General features: G+C 43.6%; 25 protein-coding genes. 6 read left to right on the top strand and 19 right to left on the bottom strand.

Annotated features, from left to right (window positions below):
* Positions 1 to 2 precede the first annotated feature (2 nt).
* The 4 genes from LFUMFP_RS07320 to LFUMFP_RS07335 all read right to left on the bottom strand — a co-directional run bounded on the left by LFUMFP_RS07320 (position 3) and on the right by LFUMFP_RS07335 (position 2,892).
* A complete protein-coding gene (locus LFUMFP_RS07320) occupies positions 3 to 530 on the bottom strand; it encodes a GNAT family N-acetyltransferase (RefSeq protein WP_025083598.1) in 528 nt (175 codons plus the stop codon).
* Positions 520 to 987 carry a tRNA (adenosine(37)-N6)-threonylcarbamoyltransferase complex ATPase subunit type 1 TsaE gene (gene tsaE / locus LFUMFP_RS07325; protein WP_025083599.1) on the bottom strand — a complete coding sequence of 156 codons (468 nt, stop codon included), beginning with the start codon at positions 985 to 987 and terminating at the stop codon, positions 520 to 522. The genes LFUMFP_RS07320 and tsaE overlap by 11 nt, the downstream gene beginning before the upstream one ends.
* Positions 988 to 1,125: 138 nt before the next feature.
* Positions 1,126 to 2,115, bottom strand: coding sequence for a phosphate acetyltransferase (pta, locus tag LFUMFP_RS07330; RefSeq protein ID WP_106483343.1), 990 nt, complete (start codon positions 2,113 to 2,115; stop codon positions 1,126 to 1,128).
* Positions 2,116 to 2,193: 78 nt separating this feature from the next.
* On the bottom strand, positions 2,194 to 2,892 hold the full coding sequence (locus tag LFUMFP_RS07335) for a uracil-DNA glycosylase (RefSeq protein ID WP_025083601.1): 699 nt from the start codon (positions 2,890 to 2,892) through the stop codon (positions 2,194 to 2,196).
* 115 nt (positions 2,893 to 3,007) lie between these two features.
* Here LFUMFP_RS07335 and LFUMFP_RS07340 point away from each other — a divergent pair, with 115 nt between their 5' ends.
* Positions 3,008 to 3,880 (top strand): Cof-type HAD-IIB family hydrolase, encoded by an 873-nt coding sequence (locus LFUMFP_RS07340; RefSeq protein WP_106483344.1) that lies wholly within the window; start codon positions 3,008 to 3,010, stop codon positions 3,878 to 3,880.
* Positions 3,881 to 3,899: 19 nt separating this feature from the next.
* The gene (locus LFUMFP_RS07345; protein ID WP_106483345.1) at positions 3,900 to 4,418 is read left to right on the top strand and encodes an LURP-one-related/scramblase family protein; all 519 of its coding nucleotides are present in this window, start codon (positions 3,900 to 3,902) and stop codon (positions 4,416 to 4,418) included.
* 462 nt (positions 4,419 to 4,880) lie between these two features.
* Here the strand turns inward: LFUMFP_RS07345 and LFUMFP_RS07350 are convergent, their stop codons facing one another.
* From LFUMFP_RS07350 to LFUMFP_RS07360, 3 genes are read right to left on the bottom strand one after another with little or no spacing between them, the layout of a single operon-like run.
* Positions 4,881 to 5,444 carry a GNAT family N-acetyltransferase gene (locus LFUMFP_RS07350; protein WP_025083604.1) on the bottom strand — a complete coding sequence of 188 codons (564 nt, stop codon included), beginning with the start codon at positions 5,442 to 5,444 and terminating at the stop codon, positions 4,881 to 4,883.
* Positions 5,445 to 5,502: 58 nt separating this feature from the next.
* Entirely contained in the window at positions 5,503 to 6,174 is a 672-nt protein-coding gene (locus tag LFUMFP_RS07355; protein ID WP_025083605.1) for a hydrolase, read from the bottom strand.
* A gap of 12 nt (positions 6,175 to 6,186) precedes the next feature.
* Entirely contained in the window at positions 6,187 to 7,593 is a 1,407-nt protein-coding gene (locus LFUMFP_RS07360; protein WP_056950308.1) for an aminotransferase-like domain-containing protein, read from the bottom strand.
* Between the two features lie 117 nt (positions 7,594 to 7,710).
* On the opposite strand from LFUMFP_RS07360, the gene thiD reads away from it, so the two are divergent.
* From thiD to LFUMFP_RS07375, 3 genes are read left to right on the top strand one after another with little or no spacing between them, the layout of a single operon-like run.
* Positions 7,711 to 8,517, top strand: coding sequence for a bifunctional hydroxymethylpyrimidine kinase/phosphomethylpyrimidine kinase (gene thiD, locus LFUMFP_RS07365; RefSeq protein WP_025083606.1), 807 nt, complete (start codon positions 7,711 to 7,713; stop codon positions 8,515 to 8,517).
* Positions 8,517 to 9,017, top strand: coding sequence for an ECF transporter S component (locus tag LFUMFP_RS07370; protein WP_025083607.1), 501 nt, complete (start codon positions 8,517 to 8,519; stop codon positions 9,015 to 9,017). Before thiD ends, LFUMFP_RS07370 begins: the two co-directional genes overlap by 1 nt.
* Positions 9,018 to 9,027: 10 nt before the next feature.
* Positions 9,028 to 9,591, top strand: coding sequence for a TIGR01440 family protein (locus LFUMFP_RS07375; protein ID WP_106483346.1), 564 nt, complete (start codon positions 9,028 to 9,030; stop codon positions 9,589 to 9,591).
* 72 nt (positions 9,592 to 9,663) lie between these two features.
* Here LFUMFP_RS07375 and glmS read toward each other — a convergent pair whose 3' ends face one another.
* The 8 genes from glmS to LFUMFP_RS07415 form a co-directional block, all read right to left on the bottom strand.
* Positions 9,664 to 11,478 (bottom strand): glutamine--fructose-6-phosphate transaminase (isomerizing), encoded by a 1,815-nt coding sequence (gene glmS, locus LFUMFP_RS07380; RefSeq protein WP_106483347.1) that lies wholly within the window; start codon positions 11,476 to 11,478, stop codon positions 9,664 to 9,666.
* 345 nt (positions 11,479 to 11,823) lie between these two features.
* The gene (glmM, locus tag LFUMFP_RS07385) at positions 11,824 to 13,173 is read right to left on the bottom strand and encodes a phosphoglucosamine mutase (RefSeq protein WP_025083610.1); all 1,350 of its coding nucleotides are present in this window, start codon (positions 13,171 to 13,173) and stop codon (positions 11,824 to 11,826) included.
* Positions 13,174 to 13,207: 34 nt separating this feature from the next.
* Positions 13,208 to 14,317, bottom strand: coding sequence for a CdaR family protein (locus tag LFUMFP_RS07390; RefSeq protein WP_233210634.1), 1,110 nt, complete (start codon positions 14,315 to 14,317; stop codon positions 13,208 to 13,210).
* Positions 14,317 to 15,156, bottom strand: coding sequence for a diadenylate cyclase CdaA (cdaA, locus tag LFUMFP_RS07395; RefSeq protein WP_025083612.1), 840 nt, complete (start codon positions 15,154 to 15,156; stop codon positions 14,317 to 14,319). The genes LFUMFP_RS07390 and cdaA overlap by 1 nt, the downstream gene beginning before the upstream one ends.
* Positions 15,157 to 15,227: 71 nt before the next feature.
* Complete coding sequence (locus LFUMFP_RS07400) at positions 15,228 to 16,295, bottom strand: ABC transporter substrate-binding protein (RefSeq protein ID WP_025083613.1); 1,068 nt, start codon at positions 16,293 to 16,295, stop codon at positions 15,228 to 15,230.
* Positions 16,292 to 17,116 carry an ABC transporter permease gene (locus tag LFUMFP_RS07405; RefSeq protein ID WP_056950311.1) on the bottom strand — a complete coding sequence of 275 codons (825 nt, stop codon included), beginning with the start codon at positions 17,114 to 17,116 and terminating at the stop codon, positions 16,292 to 16,294. Before LFUMFP_RS07405 ends, LFUMFP_RS07400 begins: the two co-directional genes overlap by 4 nt.
* A complete protein-coding gene (locus tag LFUMFP_RS07410; protein WP_025083614.1) occupies positions 17,113 to 17,928 on the bottom strand; it encodes an ABC transporter permease in 816 nt (271 codons plus the stop codon). The genes LFUMFP_RS07405 and LFUMFP_RS07410 overlap by 4 nt, the downstream gene beginning before the upstream one ends.
* A gap of 6 nt (positions 17,929 to 17,934) precedes the next feature.
* Positions 17,935 to 19,026 carry an ABC transporter ATP-binding protein gene (locus LFUMFP_RS07415; RefSeq protein ID WP_056950314.1) on the bottom strand — a complete coding sequence of 364 codons (1,092 nt, stop codon included), beginning with the start codon at positions 19,024 to 19,026 and terminating at the stop codon, positions 17,935 to 17,937.
* A gap of 145 nt (positions 19,027 to 19,171) precedes the next feature.
* On the opposite strand from LFUMFP_RS07415, the gene LFUMFP_RS07420 reads away from it, so the two are divergent.
* Positions 19,172 to 20,158, top strand: a complete 987-nt coding sequence (locus LFUMFP_RS07420) for a YhdH/YhfP family quinone oxidoreductase (protein ID WP_056950319.1) — start codon at positions 19,172 to 19,174, stop codon at positions 20,156 to 20,158.
* A 31-nt stretch (positions 20,159 to 20,189) separates the two neighbouring features.
* Here LFUMFP_RS07420 and LFUMFP_RS07425 read toward each other — a convergent pair whose 3' ends face one another.
* The 4 genes from LFUMFP_RS07425 to liaF are packed head-to-tail and all read right to left on the bottom strand — an operon-like array spanning position 20,190 to position 22,951.
* Positions 20,190 to 20,489: a HesB/YadR/YfhF family protein gene (locus tag LFUMFP_RS07425; RefSeq protein ID WP_025083615.1), complete on the bottom strand. Its 300-nt coding sequence runs from the start codon at positions 20,487 to 20,489 to the stop codon at positions 20,190 to 20,192.
* Positions 20,490 to 20,500: 11 nt separating this feature from the next.
* On the bottom strand, positions 20,501 to 21,130 hold the full coding sequence (locus tag LFUMFP_RS07430; RefSeq protein ID WP_025083616.1) for a response regulator transcription factor: 630 nt from the start codon (positions 21,128 to 21,130) through the stop codon (positions 20,501 to 20,503).
* Positions 21,123 to 22,196 carry a sensor histidine kinase gene (locus tag LFUMFP_RS07435; protein ID WP_025083617.1) on the bottom strand — a complete coding sequence of 358 codons (1,074 nt, stop codon included), beginning with the start codon at positions 22,194 to 22,196 and terminating at the stop codon, positions 21,123 to 21,125. Before LFUMFP_RS07435 ends, LFUMFP_RS07430 begins: the two co-directional genes overlap by 8 nt.
* The gene (gene liaF, locus LFUMFP_RS07440) at positions 22,193 to 22,951 is read right to left on the bottom strand and encodes a cell wall-active antibiotics response protein LiaF (protein ID WP_106483349.1); all 759 of its coding nucleotides are present in this window, start codon (positions 22,949 to 22,951) and stop codon (positions 22,193 to 22,195) included. Before liaF ends, LFUMFP_RS07435 begins: the two co-directional genes overlap by 4 nt.
* Between the last annotated feature and the right edge of the window lie 48 nt (positions 22,952 to 22,999).

Here is a 22,999-nt window from a genome sequence, read left to right on the forward strand (position 1 = left end):
CTCTATCCAATATTGATTAATTGAACCATTTGTAAAACCGGCAGCCAGCCGAGTTGTGGCTCTTGATACCCGGCCGTTAATTCTGCTTCGACAGTAAAGCCAAACTGACGGTACAACGCAATGGCGTGCGTATTCCGCGCTTGGACGGTCAATTCCAGACGACGCGGCATTGCGGCTTGTTGCACCGCGTCCATTAATTTGGTCATTAACTGCGTGCCAATCGATTGATGCCAATAGTCTTGAACGACCGCAATGCTCAATTCACCGATGTGCCGCAACCCCGGTTCTGGTGCACTAACTAAGCGGGCCGCCCCGATGATTTGTTGGTCGTTAGTGGCCACCCAACATTGGTCTTGCGGTTGTTCTAAAATCGATGCAATCGTTAACTGCCATAGTGCCACGGTCCATTCCGTTTCCTCGACGGCAACCGGCACTAAGTTCGTTTCTTGTTGAATCCGGCGTAGAAATTCACGATAGTGTGCCGCATCGCTGACGGCAATTCGCCGGATAATCACCCCATTAATCGCCAAAACTAGTTTGAACTAACGCTAAATAACGTTGCCCGCGTGGTTCTAAGACCAAGTTGCGATCATTATCGACTTGATCGACCTTATTAAAATGAATCACCAAATAATCAGCCGGTAATTCATCGGCAATGAATTGACTCCATTCAATCACACTAACACCATCACCATCGAAATATTCCTCTAAACCTAAATCGCTAGCCCCGGTTTCTTCTAACCGGTAAACGTCCATGTGATATAACGGTAACCGACCTTCTTGGTATTCACGAATTAACGTAAACGTGGGACTTTTTATGTAGCGTTTAATCCCTAACCCCTGCGCTAACCCTTTCGTAAAAGTCGTTTTACCCGCTCCAAGATCGCCATCTAGTAGGATGACGTCCCCCGCTTGTAGATTTTTACCGAGTTGCGCAGCGATTTCAATTGTCGCTTCTGGTGTATTCGTTTTAAATTTAGTTTGCATTTATTTGTACAGCTCCTTGTCCCTGACATCATGTATCCATTATACAGAAAGTTACGTCGACTACCAATACCACATCACGCAAAAAAGACACAATCGGCTTTATTCTAAGCGAATTGTGTCTCTGTAATCACATCGTTTTTATGTCGTTTGTAAAGCTTGAGCGGCCGTAATAATTGCTAATTTATACACGTCTTCTTCATTACTCCCACGTGATAAATCAGAGATTGGTTTGTTTAATCCTTGTAAAATGGGACCAATCGCTTCGAAATTACCGAAACGTTGGGCAATCTTGTAACCGATGTTCCCAGATTGTAATTCAGGGAAGACAAAGACGGTTGCTTGGCCGGCGACTTTAGAATCAGGGGCCTTTTGATTCGCAACCACTGGTACGTATGCGGCATCAAATTGTAATTCACCATCAATTGCTAAATCAGGGGCTAATTCATGCGCAATCTTAGTGGCTTCTTGCACTTTCGTGACTTCATCCCCACGTGCTGAACCCATCGTTGAGAAACTTAACAACGCAACTTTAGGATCGATATCAAATAATTCAGCTGTTTTGGCTGATTCAACCGCAATTTCAGCTAATTCTTGGGCATTCGGGTTGATATTAATCGCACAATCAGAGAATAGGTAACGTTCGTTGTCGCGGCCGCGTTGCATAATGAACGCACCACTCGTCCGGTGAACGCCCGGTTTGGTTTTAATAATTTGAAGTGCTGGTCGAACCGTATCCCCCGTTGAATGAACAGCACCCGAAACCATGCCATCTGCCAGATCCATGTAAACCAACATGGTCCCAAAATAATTAGGATCTTTTAAAATCGTTTGGGCTTGTTCTTCAGTCGCTTTGCCCTTACGCCGTTCAACAAAAGCCGTCACCATTGCAGCGAAGCCTTCGCTTGGATAGGTTGCTGGATCAATGATGGTAATCCCCGCCAAATTGAACCCTTTTGCGGATGCAATTTGATGAATATCAGCTTCATTCCCTAATAAAATTGGCTTCAAAACACGATCAGCATTTAAACGCGCTGCCGCACCAATAATCCGGGGTTCAGTGCCTTCGGGGAAGACAATTTTATAATTTTTGTTAGCAATTTTTGCGGTTAAACTTTCAAATAAATCCAAAACAGTGACCTCCATAAAAGCGTTTTATTTAAGAATACTACTCAATCATACAACGTTTCTAATGCTGCCACAAGTAAATTATGATAGCGCTTCATCTTTTTGAACATTTAACGGGAGTTGCCAATCAATCGGCGTTTGGTGCCAACCCTCTAAAAACTGATTCGTTTGCGAAAATGGTTTCGTTCCAAAAAAGCCGTGGTACGCGGATAACGGGCTCGGATGAACCGCCGTTAAAACGGCATTGGTTTGTTCATCAATCAAAGTCCGTTTAGCCTTAGCCGCATTGCCCCATAAAATAAAGACCACGCCACCGCGCTCGGACAAGGCCGCAATCGCCGCATCAGTCAGCTGCTCCCAACCTTGATTGCGATGTGAATTAGCCTGTCCGTCACGAACCGTTAAGACAGTGTTTAATAAAAAGACGCCTTGAGTCGCCCACGCCTTTAAATAACCGTGATTGACGGGTTGAAAACCCACGTCCGTTGTTAATTCTTGATAAATATTGCGTAATGACGGCGGCACTTTAACGCCTGGTAAAACCGAAAAACTGCAACCGTGCGCTTGGTGCGGGCCATGATAAGGATCTTGTCCTAAAATGACGACTTTAACGTCTTTAAATGGCGTCCATTCAAATGCTTGAAAAATATGGTGCATCTCCGGATAAACCGTTGTTGTTTGATATTCTTCTTTTAAAAAAGCATGCAATTGGCCGTAGTACGGTTTTTCAAATTCAGGTGCCAATACCGTCTGCCAATCATTGTGAATAATTGTTTTCATCATCTCACCTCACAGAACAGTTTATCGTGTTTTAACGCAAGTTGCTAGAAGAAACCGCACTTGCATGCTAATATGTAGTTAAGTATCGCCTATTATGGTAACAGGAGGAATTATTTTGATTTCAATTATTGCATCCGACATGGATGGCACCCTATTAAATGATAAAATGCAAATTTCTGACGGCAATTTAACCGCAATTAAGGCCGCTCAAACGGCCAATATCGAATTCGTGATTGCCACTGGTCGTAGTCGCCACGAAGTCCTACCTTTATTAACCGGACTCGAACAAATCCCGGCCATGATTACCATGAATGGGGCCCAAGTTTTCAATCAAGCTGGCGAATCAGTTTTCGACGTCGCCATCGATAAAGATACCGTCCGCACCTTAATTGATTATTTACACGCCCACGGTATTTATTTTGAATTAGCGACTAATCAGGGCAATTATTCTGATAGTAAAGTCCACCACATTCAAAACGTCGCTGATTTATTAGTCAACCTGAATCCCGACACGAGCTACAAAATTGCCGTGGCGCTTTCCGCTTCACGACTTGAGTTGATGAATATTAATTACGTAACGGATGGTTATACCAAATTATTAACTGATCCTGACATTAAAATCTATAAGCTGATTGCCTTTAGTAACGCGACAACGCCCGACTTAACCCCCGTTAAAGAACTTTGTGATCAACAGAGCCAGCTAATTGTCACCTCTTCTTCAAGCAACAACATCGAAATTAACCACGTTGATGCGCAAAAAGGGATTGCCTTAGCCGCTTATGCTGACAGTCAAAACGTGCCCATCGAAGCCACAATGTCAATTGGTGATAACTTAAATGATTTTTCGATGATTAAAGTTGCTGGGATTGGGGTTGCGATGGCCAATGCCGTGCCGACGATTAAAGGGGTTGCCAACTATCAAACCAATACCAACGTCTTAGATGGGGTTGCGCGCGCCATCCATCACGCTCAGGATATCAATCAATAAGCTGAAAAGATGTGATTAGATGCCAACGTTATACATTCAAAAAACGGCTAACGCTTTACGGGGCGTCTCGACAGTTGTCGACAACCACCAAAAGCCACTGTATATTTTAGATGGTAAACACGGCTTACGCCAAGATAGTTTTGTGTTATACACCCTCTCCGGTGATGTGTTAGGCGAGATTAAACAAATGTCGCTAGGCCTCTCACCTAGCTATCAACTTTTCCAAAATCAAGAACCAATCGCTGATCTCAAAAAAATCTGGGGCGTTTGGCACGAATTCGTGTATGTCACCCACTTTAATTGGTTAATTATCGGTGATTTAACCCAGAATCAATACCGAATTGTCTACCACACCCAAACCATTATGCAAGTTAAGCCGGTCATGATTAGTACCGGAACGGCTTTCCAACTGACAATCAGTGATGATGCTGATCTGATTCCATGCATCTTGATTGCGGCGGTGCTCAACCGGTGGGCTTACAGCCAACCGAAAGCCTTCTTGCGCAAAGTTGGTTTAACTCTGCGTCCTAACAGCTAAAAAAAAGCGACAATTTTCCGAATTGGAAAATCGTCGCTTTTTTGGTGTTAGATACTCAGAAGTTAACCGCAACTCACTGCACTTCTTTGATAACGTGCTTTTGGGTTGCAACAACTTCCGCTTAACCTAAAAATATCAATTATCTTAAAAACCAAAGATAATCGATATTTTTCTGTTAATGCTCAGTTGCTAACCGCAACCCACAGCACTTCTTTGATAACGTGCTTATCGAACAGCCTTTTCCGGTTAACGACAGGATTCAAATTATGGTTAAACCCAACCATAATTCGTATCCTTAGGTTAATCCTCAAAGTCTAACCCGTTCGAGTCAGCACTTCCATTTTAACGTGCTTGCACTCACAGCTTCCTGTGCTTAGCTACGTTTCGCAAACAAAGTCCATAACCCGGACTTCATTCACGAAACTAGGCTAATGCTCAGAAGCTACCGTGAGTTCAGCACTTCTAAATTTCTTTAATCATATGTTCATATCGATGATCACCGATCATTAGTTCATCGGTTTTGTTAAAACCCATTCGTTCGTATAATTTTTTGGCGCCTGGATTTTCTAAATCAACACTCAAACTCATTAAGCTTTCACCTTGCGCTTTTAAATAGTCAGGTAATGCTTTCAAAAGTGCCGTTCCGACCCCTCTACCTTGGGCCATTTCACTGACGGCTAGCGTATCCAGATACCATTCACCGACTTGCACTTCCTTATCCGTAAAAAAGCGCGTCGAGGTTGGCAACCCGATTTGTGGGAATAACGGTGCTAAAACATCATCAATCGTGGCTTCCTTAGCCTCTGGGAAACCAACTGCAATCCCTAATATTTGACCTGCTTCTTCATAAACCAGCGTATTGGCATAACTATACCGATATTCTGGCATCTCAAAAGCTTGTTTTAATATTTTAAAAAGATTTTCAATTGGAATTTCCTGAAAGAGCGGCATTTCCATTTCTTCAAATACGATATTAATAATCGGTAATACACTTTTGGCATCAGCAACTGTTGCTTGTCGAATCATCTAAAAAGTCCTCCTTAGTCAATAGATTCAGTCTAGCGAGAAACACGTGATTCGTCAACTATTCTAAAGCTAACCGATAATCATTCATCTTTTTAGCGAACAATTCACCATTAGTGGGTGGCGTGTAGGTCAACGCATTCGCACCGGCCGCAATCGTCGCTAACATATCAGCTTCTTGTTTACCCGCCGTTGCCATAATTGGAATGGTCGGATAATCTTGACGAATTTGCCGGACAATCGCCGGCGTCTTAGCCGCCCCACTGACGTTTAAAATCGACACACCCGCGGCAATTTGACTTGTATAGTCTTGTTGCGCTGAAACAACTGTCCCCACAATCGGCACATCAACCACGGCGTTAATCCGCTGAATCGTTTCAATTGAAGTGGGCGCGTTAACGACGACACCGATAGATCCCGCGGCTTCGGCCAATAATCCCATATAGGCCGAGCGCTGGCCGCCCGTCAAGCCACCACCAATGCCGTTAAAAACTGGAATATTGGCGACACTACTGATTGCATTCATGACGGCCGGATGTGGTGTAAACGGATAAACCGCCAAGACTGCATCCGCGTTCGTGTTATTGACAATCGCCACATCGGTTGTAAAAATAATCGTCTTAATTTTTTTGCCTAATATTTTTAAACCACCAACTTGCCGAGCAATCGCCGGCGGGCCAATCACACTTGTTTTGAGTGGCGTGTAAATTTCAGGAATAAAGGGTTCAGTCATCAGTCTACCTCCTTAAATGTCAAAAATGAGTCGTAGTCGTTCTACTAATTGGGTTAAAGCCACGTGATCTAACCGCGCAAAATTTAACCTAAAGGTCCCAATTGAACTGCCAAATAATATCCCCGGCGCCACCATCACCCGTTCATTAATAAAGTCGGTTAGCGGACGCGGGTGTTCACCATATTGGACCCACAAATAATAACCCCCACGCGGTTGTTCAATTTGCCATTCAGGAAAAGCCGTTGTTAATGCCTCATAAGTCGCCTGCGCACGAGCTTTTAGTAGTCGCGTCAACCGCTGCAATTGGCTCTTAAATTGTGGCTCAGCCATCGCTAAGGTCACCATTTGTTGGGCCATAATACTTGGCACAACGTCCATTTCAGCTTGGATTTGCGCTAACTGTTGGATGACTTGCGGGGTGGCCGCTAACCAACCAATCCGCGTGCTACTGCCCATAATTTTAGACAACGAACTAATGTAAATCACATTTTCCGGATCTAGTTCTTTTAATGTGGGTAATGGGCGCTGTTCAAAATGCAACCAGCCGAAGACATCATCTTCAACGATTGGAATTTGATATTGCTGACAAAGTGCTAGCAATGCTTGCCGCCGCTTTAGACCCATCACTTGGCCAGTTGGATTTTGATAATTTGGGTTTAGAATCACTAATTTAAGTCGGTGTTGTTTAATCAACCGTTCTAATTCGGCCGGTAACATCCCCTCAGCGTCACACGGGGCTGAATAGGTTCGAACACCCGCAACTTCAAAAATCGCCGCGTCATAGAAGAATGAAGGCTGTTCAATCGCCACCGCCTCTCCGGGGATCAGTAAACCTTGCAACACTAATAATAACGATTGTTGCGCACCAGCGGTAATCAACAATTGCGACACCGTTAGCGTTGATGAATAATGTTGTTGGACGGCCGCTAATAGCGGTTGATAACCATTAGGTCTTTCCAATTCTTGCGCTTTGACAAAATCGGTCCACCTTAACGCTGGTAATTGAAAAGCTGGGACTAATTCCGTTGGTAAATCGCTCGAGAAACCATCAATCAAACCGGCCGGTGCTTGTTGGATCAGCGCCTGGTATTGTTGACGAATACGCTGGCCTTTCGGTCGGCGTTGCGTCGTTAAATAAGTATGCCAATTAACCCGTTTATGGGTCATTTGCGTTAATGCCGCTTGGCTGATGTAAGTGCCCCGCCCCACCTGGCGTTCCAAAAAGCCAGCACTCGCCAATTCATCAAACGCGCGCGCGACAGTCGAGCGATTAAGCCCCAACTGAATCGCTAATTGGCGTTCAGCTGGTAGTTGTTCCCCAGCTAGCAACAAACCTTGTTGAATCAACGCTTCAATTAACCGTTGCAAGGCACGATATTTGGGCTTTTCATTTAAAGGATAACGGGTCCAATCAATCATTTAATCACCTCTAATCCTAGTGTATAAATTGGTTGGTAAAAAAACAAGCCAATTGGCTGTTTTAATTCATTTTAGTTGGCGTTAAACTAAATCTATTCAACTACTAGGAGGGATTCGATGACCAACATCTTAACGATTGCCGGCTCTGACACTTTAGCTGGCGGGGGGCTCCAGGCCGATTTAAAAACGTTTGAAGCCCTCGGGACCTTTGGTTTAAGTGTTGTCACTTGTTTAGCAACGGTTCAAGCTAACCGACAATTCACAATTGATAACATCGCGAGTGAAACCGTCTTAACCCAACTCGATGCCGTCTTAGCCCACGTCCCAATCACCTATGTCAAAATTGGCTTGATTAATGATGTGGCGACGCTCAAACTGATTATTGCGCGCTTAGCTACTGAACCGCAACTACAATTAATCATCGATCCGGTACTGGCTTTTAAGGAAGGCACCTTAACGCCTTCACAATCCTATTTAGAAATCCTCAAAACACAACTACTCCCGCGCGCGCTTGTCGTAACCCCCAATTTAATTGAGGCCTGTCAATTAAGTGGGCTTTCCCAAATTACAAACCGTACTGAATTAGAACAGGCGGCCACCATTATTCGTTCACTCGGTCCTCAAAATGTTGTGATTAAAGGCGGCCAACGGTTACCTGGTCAAACCGCTTTAGATTTACTACAAACATCAACTAGCCAAACCTATTTCGAAGGGCCCCGCTTAAACACATCAACGGTTGATGGGGCCGGTTGCACCTTTTCCGCAGCGATTACGGCTGAATTGGCACAAGGACAATCGCTTGAAAAGGCCGTTAAAACGGCGAAAGATTATGTTTATCAATCCTTACAAAACGGGATTGTCTTGCGCCATCAATTGGGCAATGTTTGGCAAGTGAATCATTATCAGAAAAGAGGTTGTGACTAATGGTATTTAAACCACGACAGATTACTTTAATCGCGATGCTGACCGCCTTGACGGTCGCCTTATCATTACTGTTCATCATTCCCATTCCCGCCACCAAAGGGTTTGTCACGCTCTGTGAAGTCGGTATCTACACGACCGCCATCCTATTAAAAAATCCCGGTGGTTTAGCGGTCGGCGCCCTCAGCGGCCTATTGATTGATATCCTCTCCGGTTATCCAGAATGGTGTCTCTTTTCATTAGTGATTCACGGCACTCAAGGCTTTGTTGTCGGTTATTTAACCAAACGACACAACAAACCAATCGCTATTTTACAAGCCTTACTGTGTGGCAGCCTCGTCATGTTGGTTGGCTATTTCCTAGCAACCAGTTGGTTATTTGGTTGGACCGCCGGATGGGCCTCACTAATTGGTAATCTCGTTCAAAACGGGTTCGGAATCGCGGTCACCATTCCGTTAACCGCTAGTCTGTACAAAGCGCGACCACAATTATTTAATTCTTAGGAGTGTTTAGATGTCAACTCAATTAACGCAAATCAAAACCGATTTAACAAGTATCACGCTTGATGTTTTAGAAGCCGCTCACCTGCAAGCCGGCGACCTTTTCGTCTTAGGGTGTTCAACCAGTGAAGTCGTCGGCGGTCAGATTGGCCAATCATCGAGCCAAGAAACGGGTGCGGTCATTATCGAAACCTTATTAGCTATTTTAAAACCACGGCAAATTCAATTGGCCGTTCAAGGCTGTGAACATATCAACCGCAGCTTAGTCGTCGAAAAGACGGTCGCCCAACAACGCCAATTCGAAATCGTTTCGGTCGTCCCAGCGATGCACGCTGGTGGGGCCTGTTCCGTTGCCGCTTTCGATCAATTCGAACAACCAGTTGAGGTTGAACATATTGTGGCTCAAGCCGGCATTGATATTGGCGATACCGCAATCGGGATGCACGTTAAATTCGTCCAAGTCCCGGTCCGTCCGACACTACAAACATTGGGCGCCGCTCACGTGACCGCACTTCGTTCCCGGCCTAAATACGTCGGTGGTCCCCGTGCAATTTACGATACAGATCAAATGGTTTAAACCCATTCATAAGCCACAATAAAAACCCGCCTAATCAGCTGATTAAGCGGGTTTTATTGTGGCTTTTAATAATTATTCAACCGTCACACTCTTAGCGAGATTCCGGGGTTGATCGACATCTAATCCGCGTTGTAAGCTCGCATAATAAGCGATTAATTGTGCTGGCACAACGCCAACTAGCGCCGTTAACAACGGATTGACTTGTGGTAAAACAATCTGATCAGTTGGTTGTGCGAAAGCGTCACTGACAATCGTGAACGTTTGCGCCCCCCGAGCCGTGACTTCTTGGAGATTACCCCGAGTATGGTCAATGGTCGATTGATCCATTAAGAAGGCCAACACCGGTGTGCCATCTTCAATCAAAGCAATCGTGCCGTGTTTTAATTCGCCAGCCGCAAAACCTTCCGCTTGAATGTACGAAATTTCTTTGAGTTTCAAGGCAGCCTCTAAACTCAACGCATAGTCCGTGCCCCGTCCGATATAAAACGCGTTACGCGTCGTGGCTAAATAGTGTTTAACCAAGGCTTCAATTTGATCCTTATCACTTAGGACGGCTTCCATACCGGTTGCGACCAATGTTAATTCATGATTAACGTCAAATTCAAGTGCAACAGCCTGTTCTTGATGGCGGCCTAAGGCAACTGCTAAGAATAATTCAACCGCAATTTGAGCGGTGTAAGCTTTAGTTGACGCCACCGCAATTTCAGGACCGGCGTGTAGCAACAAGGTATGGTCGGCTTCACGTGAGAGCGTCGACCCTTGGCTGTTGGTAATCGTCAAGCTTGGATAACCCATTTGATTGGTTTGTACCAAGACTTGGCGACTATCGGCGGTTTCACCACTTTGCGTTAAAAAGATAAAAAATGGTTTCGCCGATAATAATGGCATATGGTAGCCAAATTCACTGGCAACGTGGACTTCCACTGGTTTCTTAGCCAACTTTTCAAACAAGGTCTTCCCGATTAAACCGGCATGGTAACTCGTTCCGGCTGCAACAATGTACAACCGATCCGCTGCTTCTAGCGCCGTTAATAAATCAGCGTTGATCTTAATCTGACCATCAGCCGTCACGTATTCGTTTAACAACCGACGCATGACAGCGGGTTGTTCATCAACTTCTTTGAGCATGTAATGAGGATAAGCGCCTTTGCCCGTTTCGCTAGCATCCATTTCAACGTGGTAACTAGCGCGGTGAATAAAGGTGCCGTCTAAATCCTCAATTTGTAATGAATTCTTTTTTAAAGTGACCATTTCACGGTCATGAATTTCGATAAAATCTTTGGTTTCGTTAAGCATTGCTAGCGCGTCTGAGCAGACAACGTTAAAACCGTCACCCACGCCGATTAACAATGGTGATTTATTTTTAGCAACGTATAACGTCTCTGGATCATCGCGGTCGACCATGACAAAGGCGTATGACCCTTCAATCATCGTTAAGGCCTTACGGAACGCTTCTTTGGCTGATAACTGATCATCGTGGGCAATTTTCGCAATCAACTGAACCGCCACTTCCGTATCGGTTTCACTCGCAAATTGAACATCAGCTAAGTAAGTCGCACGCAATTCAGCATAGTTCGTTAAAACGCCGTTATGCACTAAATAGAAACGACCGTCAGCTGAAACGTGGGGATGAGCATTCGCTTGGCTAGCCACACCATGGGTTGCCCAACGCGTATGCCCAACGCCAATGGTCCCTTGCACTTCGGGACCAACTGCCGCTTGTAAGACACTAATTTTACCGGGTTCTTTGACTAAATAATCTTGACCCGTTTGACTATTGACATAAATGCCAGCCGAATCATAACCCCGGTAGGCTAATTTTTCTAATCCATTTAATAAAATTTCAGTTGTATTTGATTTCCCAATGACACCAACAATTCCACACATTATAAAATCCTCTTCTCATCTTTGGTATGCTTTAATTATATAATTGGTATAACACTTAAATATAATACCATTAGGCTTTTTAATGTCAAGAATTTTTATTGGTATAGACTAGTTTGCACAATCGGTATAGTCCTCAACGTCGATTGCTAGTCAATCTTTTTGGCGTCAAAAATAACGCCGGATAATCCCTGAAATATAGGACTATCGGACGTTATTTATAGGATTTTAAAACACGCTTTTTCTGACAATAATTTCCGTCTAATCTAAAATCACCATTCAACCTCAGTTCGGGTTAAATGGTGATTTTTAATTAATATTTAAAACTAAAACCGTTTGAGTCGCGCTCTACCCGATTTCTTCCTTAACAACTGCTGCGATTTGGTCTGCGTATTGATTTACCTTTTCTTCCGTAGCGGCTTCACACATGACGCGTAGTAATGGTTCTGTCCCACTAGGACGCACTAGAACCCGACCGTCGCCGTTCATTTCTTTTTCGACGGTATCAATCGCGGCTTGAATTTTAGCGTTAGTTTCCCAAGCATCTTTATCAGTCACCGTTAAATTGATTAATTTTTGAGGATAAGTTTTGACTGGTGCGGCTAATTCTGATAATTTCTTACCGGTTTGTTTCATGACATTCAACAATTGAATCCCAGTTAACATGCCATCCCCAGTATTATGATAATCAAAGATGATAATGTGACCTGATTGTTCGCCGCCTAAGTTATAACCAGACGCACGCATTTCTTCAACGACGTGCCGATCACCAACATCGGTTTGGGCGGACTTCATCCCGTTAGCTTCAATCGCTTTATACAAACCGATGTTACTCATAACAGTCGTGACAATCGTATCTTGTTTTAAACGGCCTTTTTGTGATAAATAATGGCCTAAGATGAACATAATCTTATCACCATCGATGATATTCCCCAATTCATCAACCGCGATACAACGATCCCCATCACCATCAAAAGCGACGCCGACATCCGCACCGGATTCAAGCACTTTACGAACCAAGTTTTCTGGATGGGTTGAACCGACACCATCGTTAATGTTTAACCCATTAGGATGAGTTGCGGTTGTCGTGAAATCAGTTTCCAAATCGGCAAAAACACGGCTAATTAAGCCACTCGTTGAACCGTTCGCGCCGTCCAATGCGACCTTTAAACCAGCTAAATCATCTGGAATTGTATGTTCTAGGAATTGTGTGTACTTCAAAGCGCCTTCTGGATATTCTTCAACGGTCCCTAAACCTTCGCCTTCTGGACGAGGTAACGTATCCGTTGGTGCATCAATAATCGCTTCAATTTCTTCTTCGGTTTCATCCGGTAATTTATAACCATCGGCACCAAAGAATTTAATCCCATTATAAATTGCTGGGTTATGTGAAGCCGAAATCATAATACCGGCACTCGCTTCTTGTACCTTGATTAAATACGCCACAGCTGGTGTTGTGATGACGCCTAATGATAAGACTTCGATCCCGACTGATAACAAACCAGAGATTAATGATTGTTCCAACATTTGACCAGAAATCCGTGTATCGCGCGCAACCAATACCTTAGGCCGTTGGTTTTTGTCTGCGTGCTTTGTTAAAACGTAACCACCGGCACGGCCTAATTTAAATGCCATTTCTGGGCTTAATTCTTGATTGGCGACACCACGGACACCATCTGTACCAAAATATTTTGCCATTTCAAAAACTCCTCTATACTATTCCAGATTATTTTTATTCGGTTGTTGTACTTTGACTTGTCGATGCTGACGAATCTGCCGAGCTTGATGATTGATCAGTCGATGAACTACTAGTTGATTCGGACTGACTGCTAGCCGTACTGGTACTGGCAGACGTTGTTGCGGTCGAACTTTGACTGCTCGCTTCGTTCCCATCACTCGTGACAGCCACTTTGACTTTAATCGAAGTTGGCGAACTGTCGTAAACCCCATCTGGTAAACTGATTTTAACCGTCTTAGTCGTTGAACTGGTCACATCACTTAAATCAACCGTCACCGGTAAGGATGATAACTTAGCCAACGTCTGCTGTTTCCCATAAACCGTCACATTTTGAGTGTCCGTCGTTAAGGTGTATTGATACCCAGAAACAGCGCCAGTCTTTTCTAAACTAACGGGTAATGCTTTTTTATTCATCGTAACGGCGATTTTAACGTTGACCGTTTGTGGTGAGATTAAAACATTTAAGGCCTTACCCGCAGAATCAACGGCTTGCAACAACACTTCTTCGCTGATGTCTTTTTTGGTGTCTTTAGCCGGATCAACCGTTGCAATCACTTGACTAACCGCATTAACAGCGGACTTAGCCCCACTGACTTCAACGACATCTTGACTTAACTTAGGATTACCAATGCTGTAATCAGTCGCTAAATTCTCTTCGTTGACGTTGACCTGAATTGGGAAATTCTTCGTGACCTTTTTTTCAATCTTGACTTTAATCGTAGCTGGTTCAATTTTAACACTGATTTCTTTATTAATCCCAGTTTGCTTCAGCTTAACCGTGTGCGTCCCTGTCGATAATTTAGTTAAATCACCAATGATCCTGAAATTCAACGTATTAACGGCGGAAGTCACTAACGCGTTGGGGCCCGATAATTTCACTTTCACCTTTTGCGGATAACCGGTAATGAAATATTGATCCGTATCGGCGTTAATCTGCAACGGCACTTTAACCGTTTCAGAACGGGTCGCTAACATTTGAGTCGTATTATTATCCGTTTGCCGCGTCGTATTGATCTTATCAATATTGACGTACCCAAACAGTAGGATAGCTAAGAATAACGCAAATATCCGGTAAGGCCAAGGTCCTTCAACCCATTTTTTCATCATTTACGGCCTCCTTTTTTGAAGCCATCAATGAATTCTTGTAAAAGGCTATTCTTGTCTTCCTCTTGCGTAATCAAATGCGAATTGAAATACTTCATATAATCATCCCGCGTCAAATCGCGCATTAATTCATTATTCTTGGTTAACGTGACACCACCGGTTTCTTCGGAAACAACAATCGTTAAAGCATCAGTGACTTCACTAATCCCGACTGCTGCTCGGTGTCGCGTCCCCAATTCTTTCGGAATTAAATTACTTTCGGAAAGTGGTAAATAGGCGGCCGCCACCGCAATTTTACCCTCACGAATAATCACCGCACCATCATGCAATGGTGTATTGGGGATAAAGATGTTAATCAATAATTCACCAGTCACGTCAGCATCCAAATCAATCCCGGTTTCAATGTAATCTTCCAAACCAGTCTTCATTTGAATCGTGATCAATGCACCAATTCGGCGTTTTGACATGTATTGAATCGCTTTATCTAACGCTTTAATCAGTTGATTTTCTTTTTCTAATTTAGGATTGTTGCCCCGCATCAATAGTGAACCGCGACCGATATGTTCCAAGCCCCGGCGGATTTCTGGTTGGAAAATCACGATTAACGCAATCACGATCCAGTTGATAAACTGATCCATGATATACGAAACCGTCCTTAAACCTAGATACCAACTCACAATCTTAATCAGTGCGATGACGAGAATTCCTTTAAAGAGTTGAACTGCTTTGGTGCCACGAATGAGCATCATTAATTTATAGACAAAATACCAAACAACGATAATGTCTAATACATTGGCCAGCATGCGCCAAGTTAGTAATTGTGACCAGTCAATTGACATAGCGACCTCCCTTTAAAAAAGCTGTGTTTATTATACCATATAAATTCTGCCCTTTAAGTCCGACTTCCGGCTTAATGTTGCATCTTAAACTCCAAAAATAAATCATTGTACAAGCCCACCGTTGTCGGTGATAAATCGCTGTAAACTTGCAATTTTTGAATCAGTTGATTGCTAGGATAAAAGGCGGGGTTATTCCGCGTGGCGGCTGGCAATAATTTTTTAGCCGCTGTGTTCGGTGTTGAATAGCCGATATAATCCGCATTTTGCGCCGCATTCTTGGGTTCTAACATGAAGTTCAAGAAGGCATACGCCGCCTTTTCATGCTTAGCGGTCTTCGGAATCACCAAATTATCAAACCACAAATTGCTGCCTTCAGTCGGCACGACATAGTGTAGATGCGAATTGTTCGCCAGCATTTCAGCCGCTTCGCCCGACCAAGTTACCGCGACACTCGCTTCATTTTGGACCATATACATTTTAATTTCATCCGCAACCACCGCTTTGACGTTTGGTGCCATCTGATCGAGGCGTTGTTTAGCCTTTTCCAAAGCTGCCGGATTCGTGCTGTTGACCGATTGACCGGTTTCAATCAATCCGACCGCCATCATATCCCGCGCACTATCGACAACCATGATGTCGCCTTTATATTGCGGTTGCCATAGGTCAGACCAACTGGTAATCGGTTGGCTCGTCAATTGATCATTGTAGATAATCCCCAACGTCCCCCAGAAATAGGGTAGCGAATAACGATTATCCGGATCAAATGGTTGATTTAAAAATGATTGCCCGAGATTTTGATACCCCGTCAATTTTGAATGATCAATTGGTTTTAACATCTTAGCTTTGCGCATCTTTTCAATCATGTAATCACTAGGCACCGCTAAATCATAGGCGGTTCCGCCCTGTTTGATTTTAGTGTACATCGCTTCGTTGCTATCAAAGGTTTCGACCGACACATGATAGCCAGTTTTGGTTTCAAACTTTTTAATTAAGGCTGGATCGATGTAATCGCCCCAATTATATAACGTTAATGTATTATCCTTCGTAAAACCCTGTGATTTTTGTAATTGGACAATGCCCAGCCACAAGGCTAAACAGGCCACTAAAATTGCAACTGCAATTCGACTTAATTTATTCATTTGATTCGCGTGGCCCCCTTTCGTTTTTGCCGAGCTTTTTGAGCCTGATTCCGTTGATTAATGAAGTAATAGCCACCCACTAAAATCAGTGAGAAGACAAACATCAACGCGGATAAGGCATTGATTTCTAAACTAATCCCTTGGCGGGCCCGCGAATAGATTTCAACGGATAAGGTTTCAAACCCGTTGCCCGTCACAAAGAAAGTGACCGCAAAATCATCGAGTGAATAGGTAAACGCCATAAAGAAACCGGCGAAAATCCCCGAACTAATGTAGGGTAAAATCACGCGACTCAACACTTGCCAATCACTTGCCCCTAAATCACGGGCGGCATCAACTAATGCTGGCCGCATTTCATTTAACTTCGGTAACACCATCAAGACCACAATCGGAATTGAAAAAGCGATATGACTTAATAGAACCGATCCAAAGCCCAGCCCAAGTCCTAAGAATGTGAAGAAAATCAAGAAGCTCGCCCCAATAATCACATCGGGTGACACCATTAAAATATTATTTAATGACAAAATAATATTCCGTGTGCGGCGTTGTTTAGTGGAATAAATCCCCAAAGCCCCAAACGTCCCAATAATCGTGGCACATAGCGATGATAGAATCGCAATCAACAAGGTCTCTAGCACAATTTCAATCATCCGTTGATCGGCAAATAACGTCTGGTAGTTTTGCCAAGTAAACGATTTAAAGCCATTCATGTTGTCGCCACTACTAAACGAATAAAAAATTAAATAGAAAATCGGTGCGTATAACAAGATAAAGATGACGATTAAATATAAATTTTGCCATTTAAACGCGTGCTTTTTCATTTAAGGGTCACCTTCTTCTTGGTTTTCTTTTCACCAGTCAGGGCCATAATCAAGCCCATCGCAACGATTAAGACGACCCCAATTGTTGAACCCATCCCCCAATTCATCGTGGTTAAGAAATGTTCCTCAATCGCGGTCCCTAAGGTGATCACCCGGTTGCCCCCGATTAAACGGGTCAACATGAAGAGGGATAATGAGGGAATAAAAATCGCTTGAACGCCAGCTTTAACGCCACTCATCGTCAACGGCACAATCACTTTGGTGAAGGTTTGCCAATTGCTGGCCCCTAAATCGCGACTCGCATTGACCAATGACGGATTTAATTCTTCTAAACTGTTAAAAATCGGTAAAATCATAAACGGAATTTCAATGTACGTCGCAACCACTAAGAAACTAAAATTAGTGAACAGAATCTGTTGTGGGCCAATGCCAAACCAACCTAGGAAATGGTTGATGGCGCCGTTTTGACTAAAAATACCAATAAAGGCGTACGCTTTTAATAATAAGTTAATCCACGTTGGTAAAATAATCAACAGTAACCACAATTGTTTATGCTTGGTTTGATGCAACCAATAAGCCGTTGGATAACTGATCAACAACGTGATTAAGGTGATTAAAAAGGCATACCATAGTGAATTCAACGTCATCTTCAAATAAGTCCCTGATTGAAAATAGGTTGCATAATTTTGCAACGTCGCCTGTCCGTTAATATCGAAGAAGGATTGATAAAGAATCAGCGCGACTGGGGCCAATACGAATAGCACTAACCACAGCGCGTACGGAATATAATAAATAAACTGTTTTCGCCGCATGCTAACCTATTCCTCCTCTTCGTAACTATCGAGTCGCGCATCGAAATCTTCTTCCGATTCCCCAAAACGCATAATATGCACATCTTCTGGTTCAAAAAACAACCCGACTTGTTGCCCGTCTTTAGCGGGGTTCGTCGAATGAATTAACCACCGGTTCTGATCAGTATCGTACGCGGTGATTTCGTAATAATCCCCTCTAAATAATTGGGTATCAACCGTCACCACTAGTTGGCCTTGATCAACCGCCACAATATCTAAATCCTCTGGTCGTAAAACGATTTCGACGGCTTCATGGGGCCGCATGCCGGCGTCGGCACATTCGAAGACCTTATTGACCATCTCAACTTGATAATCCGCGACCATCTTACCGGGTAAAATATTACTTTCACCAATAAAATCGGCGACAAAATGGTTAATTGGTTCATCATAAATATCCACTGGCGTGCCACTTTGCAAGACCCGACCTTCATTCATGACAAAAATTTCATCACTCATCGCTAAGGCCTCTTCTTGATCATGTGTGACAAATAAGAAGGTAATCCCTAAACGTTGTTGTAAATCGCGTAATTCATATTGCATCGCTTTGCGTAATTTCATATCAAGTGCGGATAACGGTTCATCTAGCAACAAAACTTTCGGTTCATTGGCTAGTGCGCGCGCAATGGCCACCCGTTGTTGTTGACCCCCAGATAGCTCACTGATTTCGCGTTGATCATAACCCTCTAAACGAACTAGTTTCAACGCTTCAATGACTTTAGTTTGAACATCCGCTTTTTTGACTTTGCGTAAGTTTAACCCAAACGCAACGTTGTCAAAAACATTGAGATGTGGAAATAAAGCGTAGTCTTGAAAAACGGTATTAACTTGCCGCCGATTAGCCGGTAAATCATTAATCCGTTGGCCTTCAAACAAAACATCCCCAGAGGTTGCATTCGTAAAGCCAGCGATAATTCTTAAAATCGTGGTTTTCCCACAACCGGACGGCCCTAACAACGTATAAAATTTGCCTTTTTCCAAAGCCATATCGATGCCTTTTAAAATTTGGGCATCATCATATTGTTTAATGACATTTTTAAATTCCACCATTGATTGTTCCATTTTACTTGGCCCCTTTAACAATTCATTCAATTAACTCAGTTGTCAATATCCCTTTAATTATACCGTTTCCGAACTCTTATGCCAATTTAAACTGACGTTTGATGTATAATGACAGTAATAACGAAATCAGAAAAGGGGTTTTACAATGGTCGCCTATCAAGCTTTAGTTCTAACTGCAACCGAAACTAACGTCACAGCAGCTTACGAAACGAAATTAACCCCGGCGTTACCCAAAACCGGGGTCTTAGTGAAAATCGCCTATTCCGACATCAACTACAAAGACCGACTGACGATGAACGCTAAAAGCGGCGTCTTGAGAAACTATCCAGCAACCCCCGGTATCGACTTTGCCGGTACCGTCGTCACCTCCGATAATCTCTTTTTTGAACCCGGCGATGCCGTCTTATGCACCGGCTATGGAACGGGCATTCAAATTGATGGTGGTTATGCGCAGTACGTTAAAGTCCCCAGTGATTGGCTTTTAAAACTGCCGGCAGATCTCAGTTTACAAGAAGCCATGCAATACGGCACGGCCGGTTTTACAGCGGCGATTGCGGTGACTAAGTTACTCCGCCAACCAGCAACCATCGACCACCATACGCCCTTATTAGTGACCGGTGCGACTGGTGGTGTCGGTAGTTTCGCGCTCAGTTTTCTAGCCAAACTTGGTTTTGATCAAATCACGGCGACCACGCGTGATTTAACCCAAAGCGCTTATCTCACCCAATTAGGGGCCGCTCACGTGTTAGCGACTGATCAACTGACCGTACAACCAACTAAATTATTAGCACACCAAACCTATACCGGGGTGATTGATACTTTAGGCGGGCCCGTTCTAGAACACTTACTACCACTGATGCACCAAGATGGCGTGGTTGCCGCTTGTGGCAACGCGGCTGGTATTCAACTCAACACGAGTGTCCTCCCCTTTATCTTACGTGGCGTCACGCTTTATGGGATTGATTCCGTCTATTATCCCCGTAAAGACCGTAAAGAAATCTGGCAACTACTCGCCACTAATTTCAAACCAGTTAATTGGCCAACGACTGAAACAGTGGCTTTTAACCAACTAGCAACGTTGTTTAATGAGGCAACACCGCAAACAACATCCAGAACCGTCATTCAATATTAATCAGGACATCAAAAAAGCTGACCAGAAATGGTCAGCTTTTTTGTGCTTCAAATTGATAGGCCGGTTCATCTAACGTCTCATTGTAGGCCACGTGTAAATCGTAACCCGCAAAAAACCAATCATCGGTTTCACCAACAAAATAGGTAATCCCGTCAACCGTCACCGTTGTAATTGGTGCTTGCACTTCAGCACGTTCTACGCCTAATGAGAAACCATCGTGCACCGCAGTTTGCCCATACACTTTCCCGAAAAAGCGGACCGAATCGCCGCTCTTTAATCCTAGTTCTGATTGAAACCAATGACTCGCTGCCGGTGTAATTGTGATTTGCATGGTTGCGCCTCCTAGGCTAAATGGTTCTTAATGGCATAAATCGCGGCTTGCGTGCGATCTTCAACTTGTAATTTTGCTAAGATATTCGAAACGTGGGTCTTAACCGTCTTTAGGGTAATGAAGAGTTCATCCGCAATTTCCTGATTGCTACGGCCCTTCGCAATTAAGCCTAAGACTTCGCGTTCCCGATTGGTTAAATCCTCATACAATTGGACTTCTGACTGGTGTGACATTCGATTCATCATCTTATTAGTCACTTCTGGTTCTAAAACCGATTGCCCCTGCGCCGTTTTACGAATCGCATTCGCAATTTCTTCAGCCGTTGAGGTCTTTAATATGTAACTGGCCGCCCCAGCTTCAATCGCTGGATAGACTTTCTCATCATCAATAAAACTGGTCAAAATAATAATTTTAGCGGCTGGCCATGTTTTTAAAATCGTCTTAGTCGCTTCAATCCCGTCCATTTCGGGCATGACTAAATCCATTAAAATCGCATCTGGTCGCAAAGCCAACGCTTTTTCGACCCCTTCACGGCCATTGACCGCTTGATCCACCACCGTTATATCAGATTGCACCCCTAAATACGTCGCAATCCCTAATCGGACCATTTCATGGTCATCGACAATCAATACATTAATCACTTAAGTTAGTCTCCTTTAATAGTGGTACTCGAATTTCAATGCTCGTGCCTTGATCGGGTAAACTAATAATTTTAGCCGTCCCACCGATACTGTGCGCGCGTTCGGTAATGTTATTTAACCCGTAACTACCTGCCTTTTGGGCGACCGCGGGATCAAATCCCTGACCATCGTCAATCACTTTCAGCAAGACACTGGGGCCAACTTTTTTGAGATAAACTTCAATTTCGTGGGCCTTAGCGTGTCGTAACGTATTCGACAACAATTCTTGCACAATTCTAAACAGATTATCCTCAATCCCGCTTGGTAACTGAACATTATCAATATCCCAAGTAATTTCGATGCTAATCTTAGTCTTTAATTCGTTCAATAATTGAATAATCCCATCACGTAAACTCTTACCCGCCAGATTAACCGGCCGCAGATGTAATAAAAGGGCCCGCATTTCGGATTGCGCATCGTTTAACACCCGTTCGACCGTGGTTAAAGATTGCAAAAGCTGCGGTTGATCCGTCGCTTTTTGGGCTATTTCGCTGAGCGCTGACAACATCATCGTCGCGGCAAATAACTGCTGGCTGACTGAATCGTGCAATTCGCGGGCTAACCGGTGCCGTTCTTGTGCCAAAATTTCTTCCTTGGTTTCACCCACCAAGACGGTTGGTCGTTCACTATAACTTTGAATTTCATGTTGCAAGCGTATCATTTTTTGACGTAATTGTTCAATGGTTTGCTCAATCGGTTGGACAAAATCCGTCGTGTTCGTCATGTTATTTTCAAAAATTGGCGATTCATATTGCCCCGACGCCAAATATTGTAACTGACTTTCGGTATGCGATAATTGTTGGCGCATCAATAAATACACGACCGAAGTGACACCCAATCCAACGACCACCGCCGCCGCAATGATGTACACTAGCAATGGCACGTAAAACAAGCGGACTGTGACTAATTTCAATAACCACTGTTTCTGGTTAACACTATAGAAATACGCAAAAAACAACGCCACTGAAAACAGGAGCGTCAATAAGACCGTCATACCAAAAATAAAACTACGGGCTAATTTACTCATACGAGAATCACCTCAAGATCTCCGATTACCACGTTGGTAATGATTTTAAGATGGCGACTTTCTTCATCATAGTTTTTACTATACAACTGAATCGACTCATTTTTCAAGTTATAACGTTGATTTTCGATGATGACACTCCCCATCATCGCGGAATGGTCTAAATAAACCCCAGTCCCGACCGGCACCAAAATCCGCGTTTTACCAAACCCTTTGCGAATCACAATGTGGTTATCCGCCTTCGGTAAAATCGTACTGCCTAAGTCAATAATCGTATCCCCAGCAACGACCGCAAAATTAATATCATCCCATTCAAAAATATTATTGCCAATCGTTTGGTTGCCAAACCATTGATGACGCTTGACCTGATCCGACTTAGCGGTCGGTTCTTTGGTATTGACTGGCACAAAATTCTTCCGGTGCCAAGGCGCATTATCAAACAATTGATTTAAATTACGGTTATTGAATTGACCCACCCGTCGATGATTGAGCGCCAAAAAAACGACCGCGTTAATCAATAATAACCACAATGAAAAATTAATGAAGAGCGTCACTAAAATTGAAATCGTCCCAATCATCGTCAACAAAGTCGTTAAAAAGCCGACTTTACGGTTGCCTCGGCGTTTATTCGCCCAAATGAGACAAACAATCCCGAAGATGATGAAAAAGAGATTGGCGGGATACGAAATAATCTGCCAAATAAATGTGCCAAAAATAATGGCTTCGATAATTAAGAAAATACGCCAGACTATCGGCATCTAAAAAGCTCCCTTCACACGTACTCATTAGTTCTTATTATACTAAGG

The organism is Latilactobacillus fuchuensis (assembly GCF_900258455.1).
Taxonomy (GTDB): domain Bacteria; phylum Bacillota; class Bacilli; order Lactobacillales; family Lactobacillaceae; genus Latilactobacillus; species Latilactobacillus fuchuensis.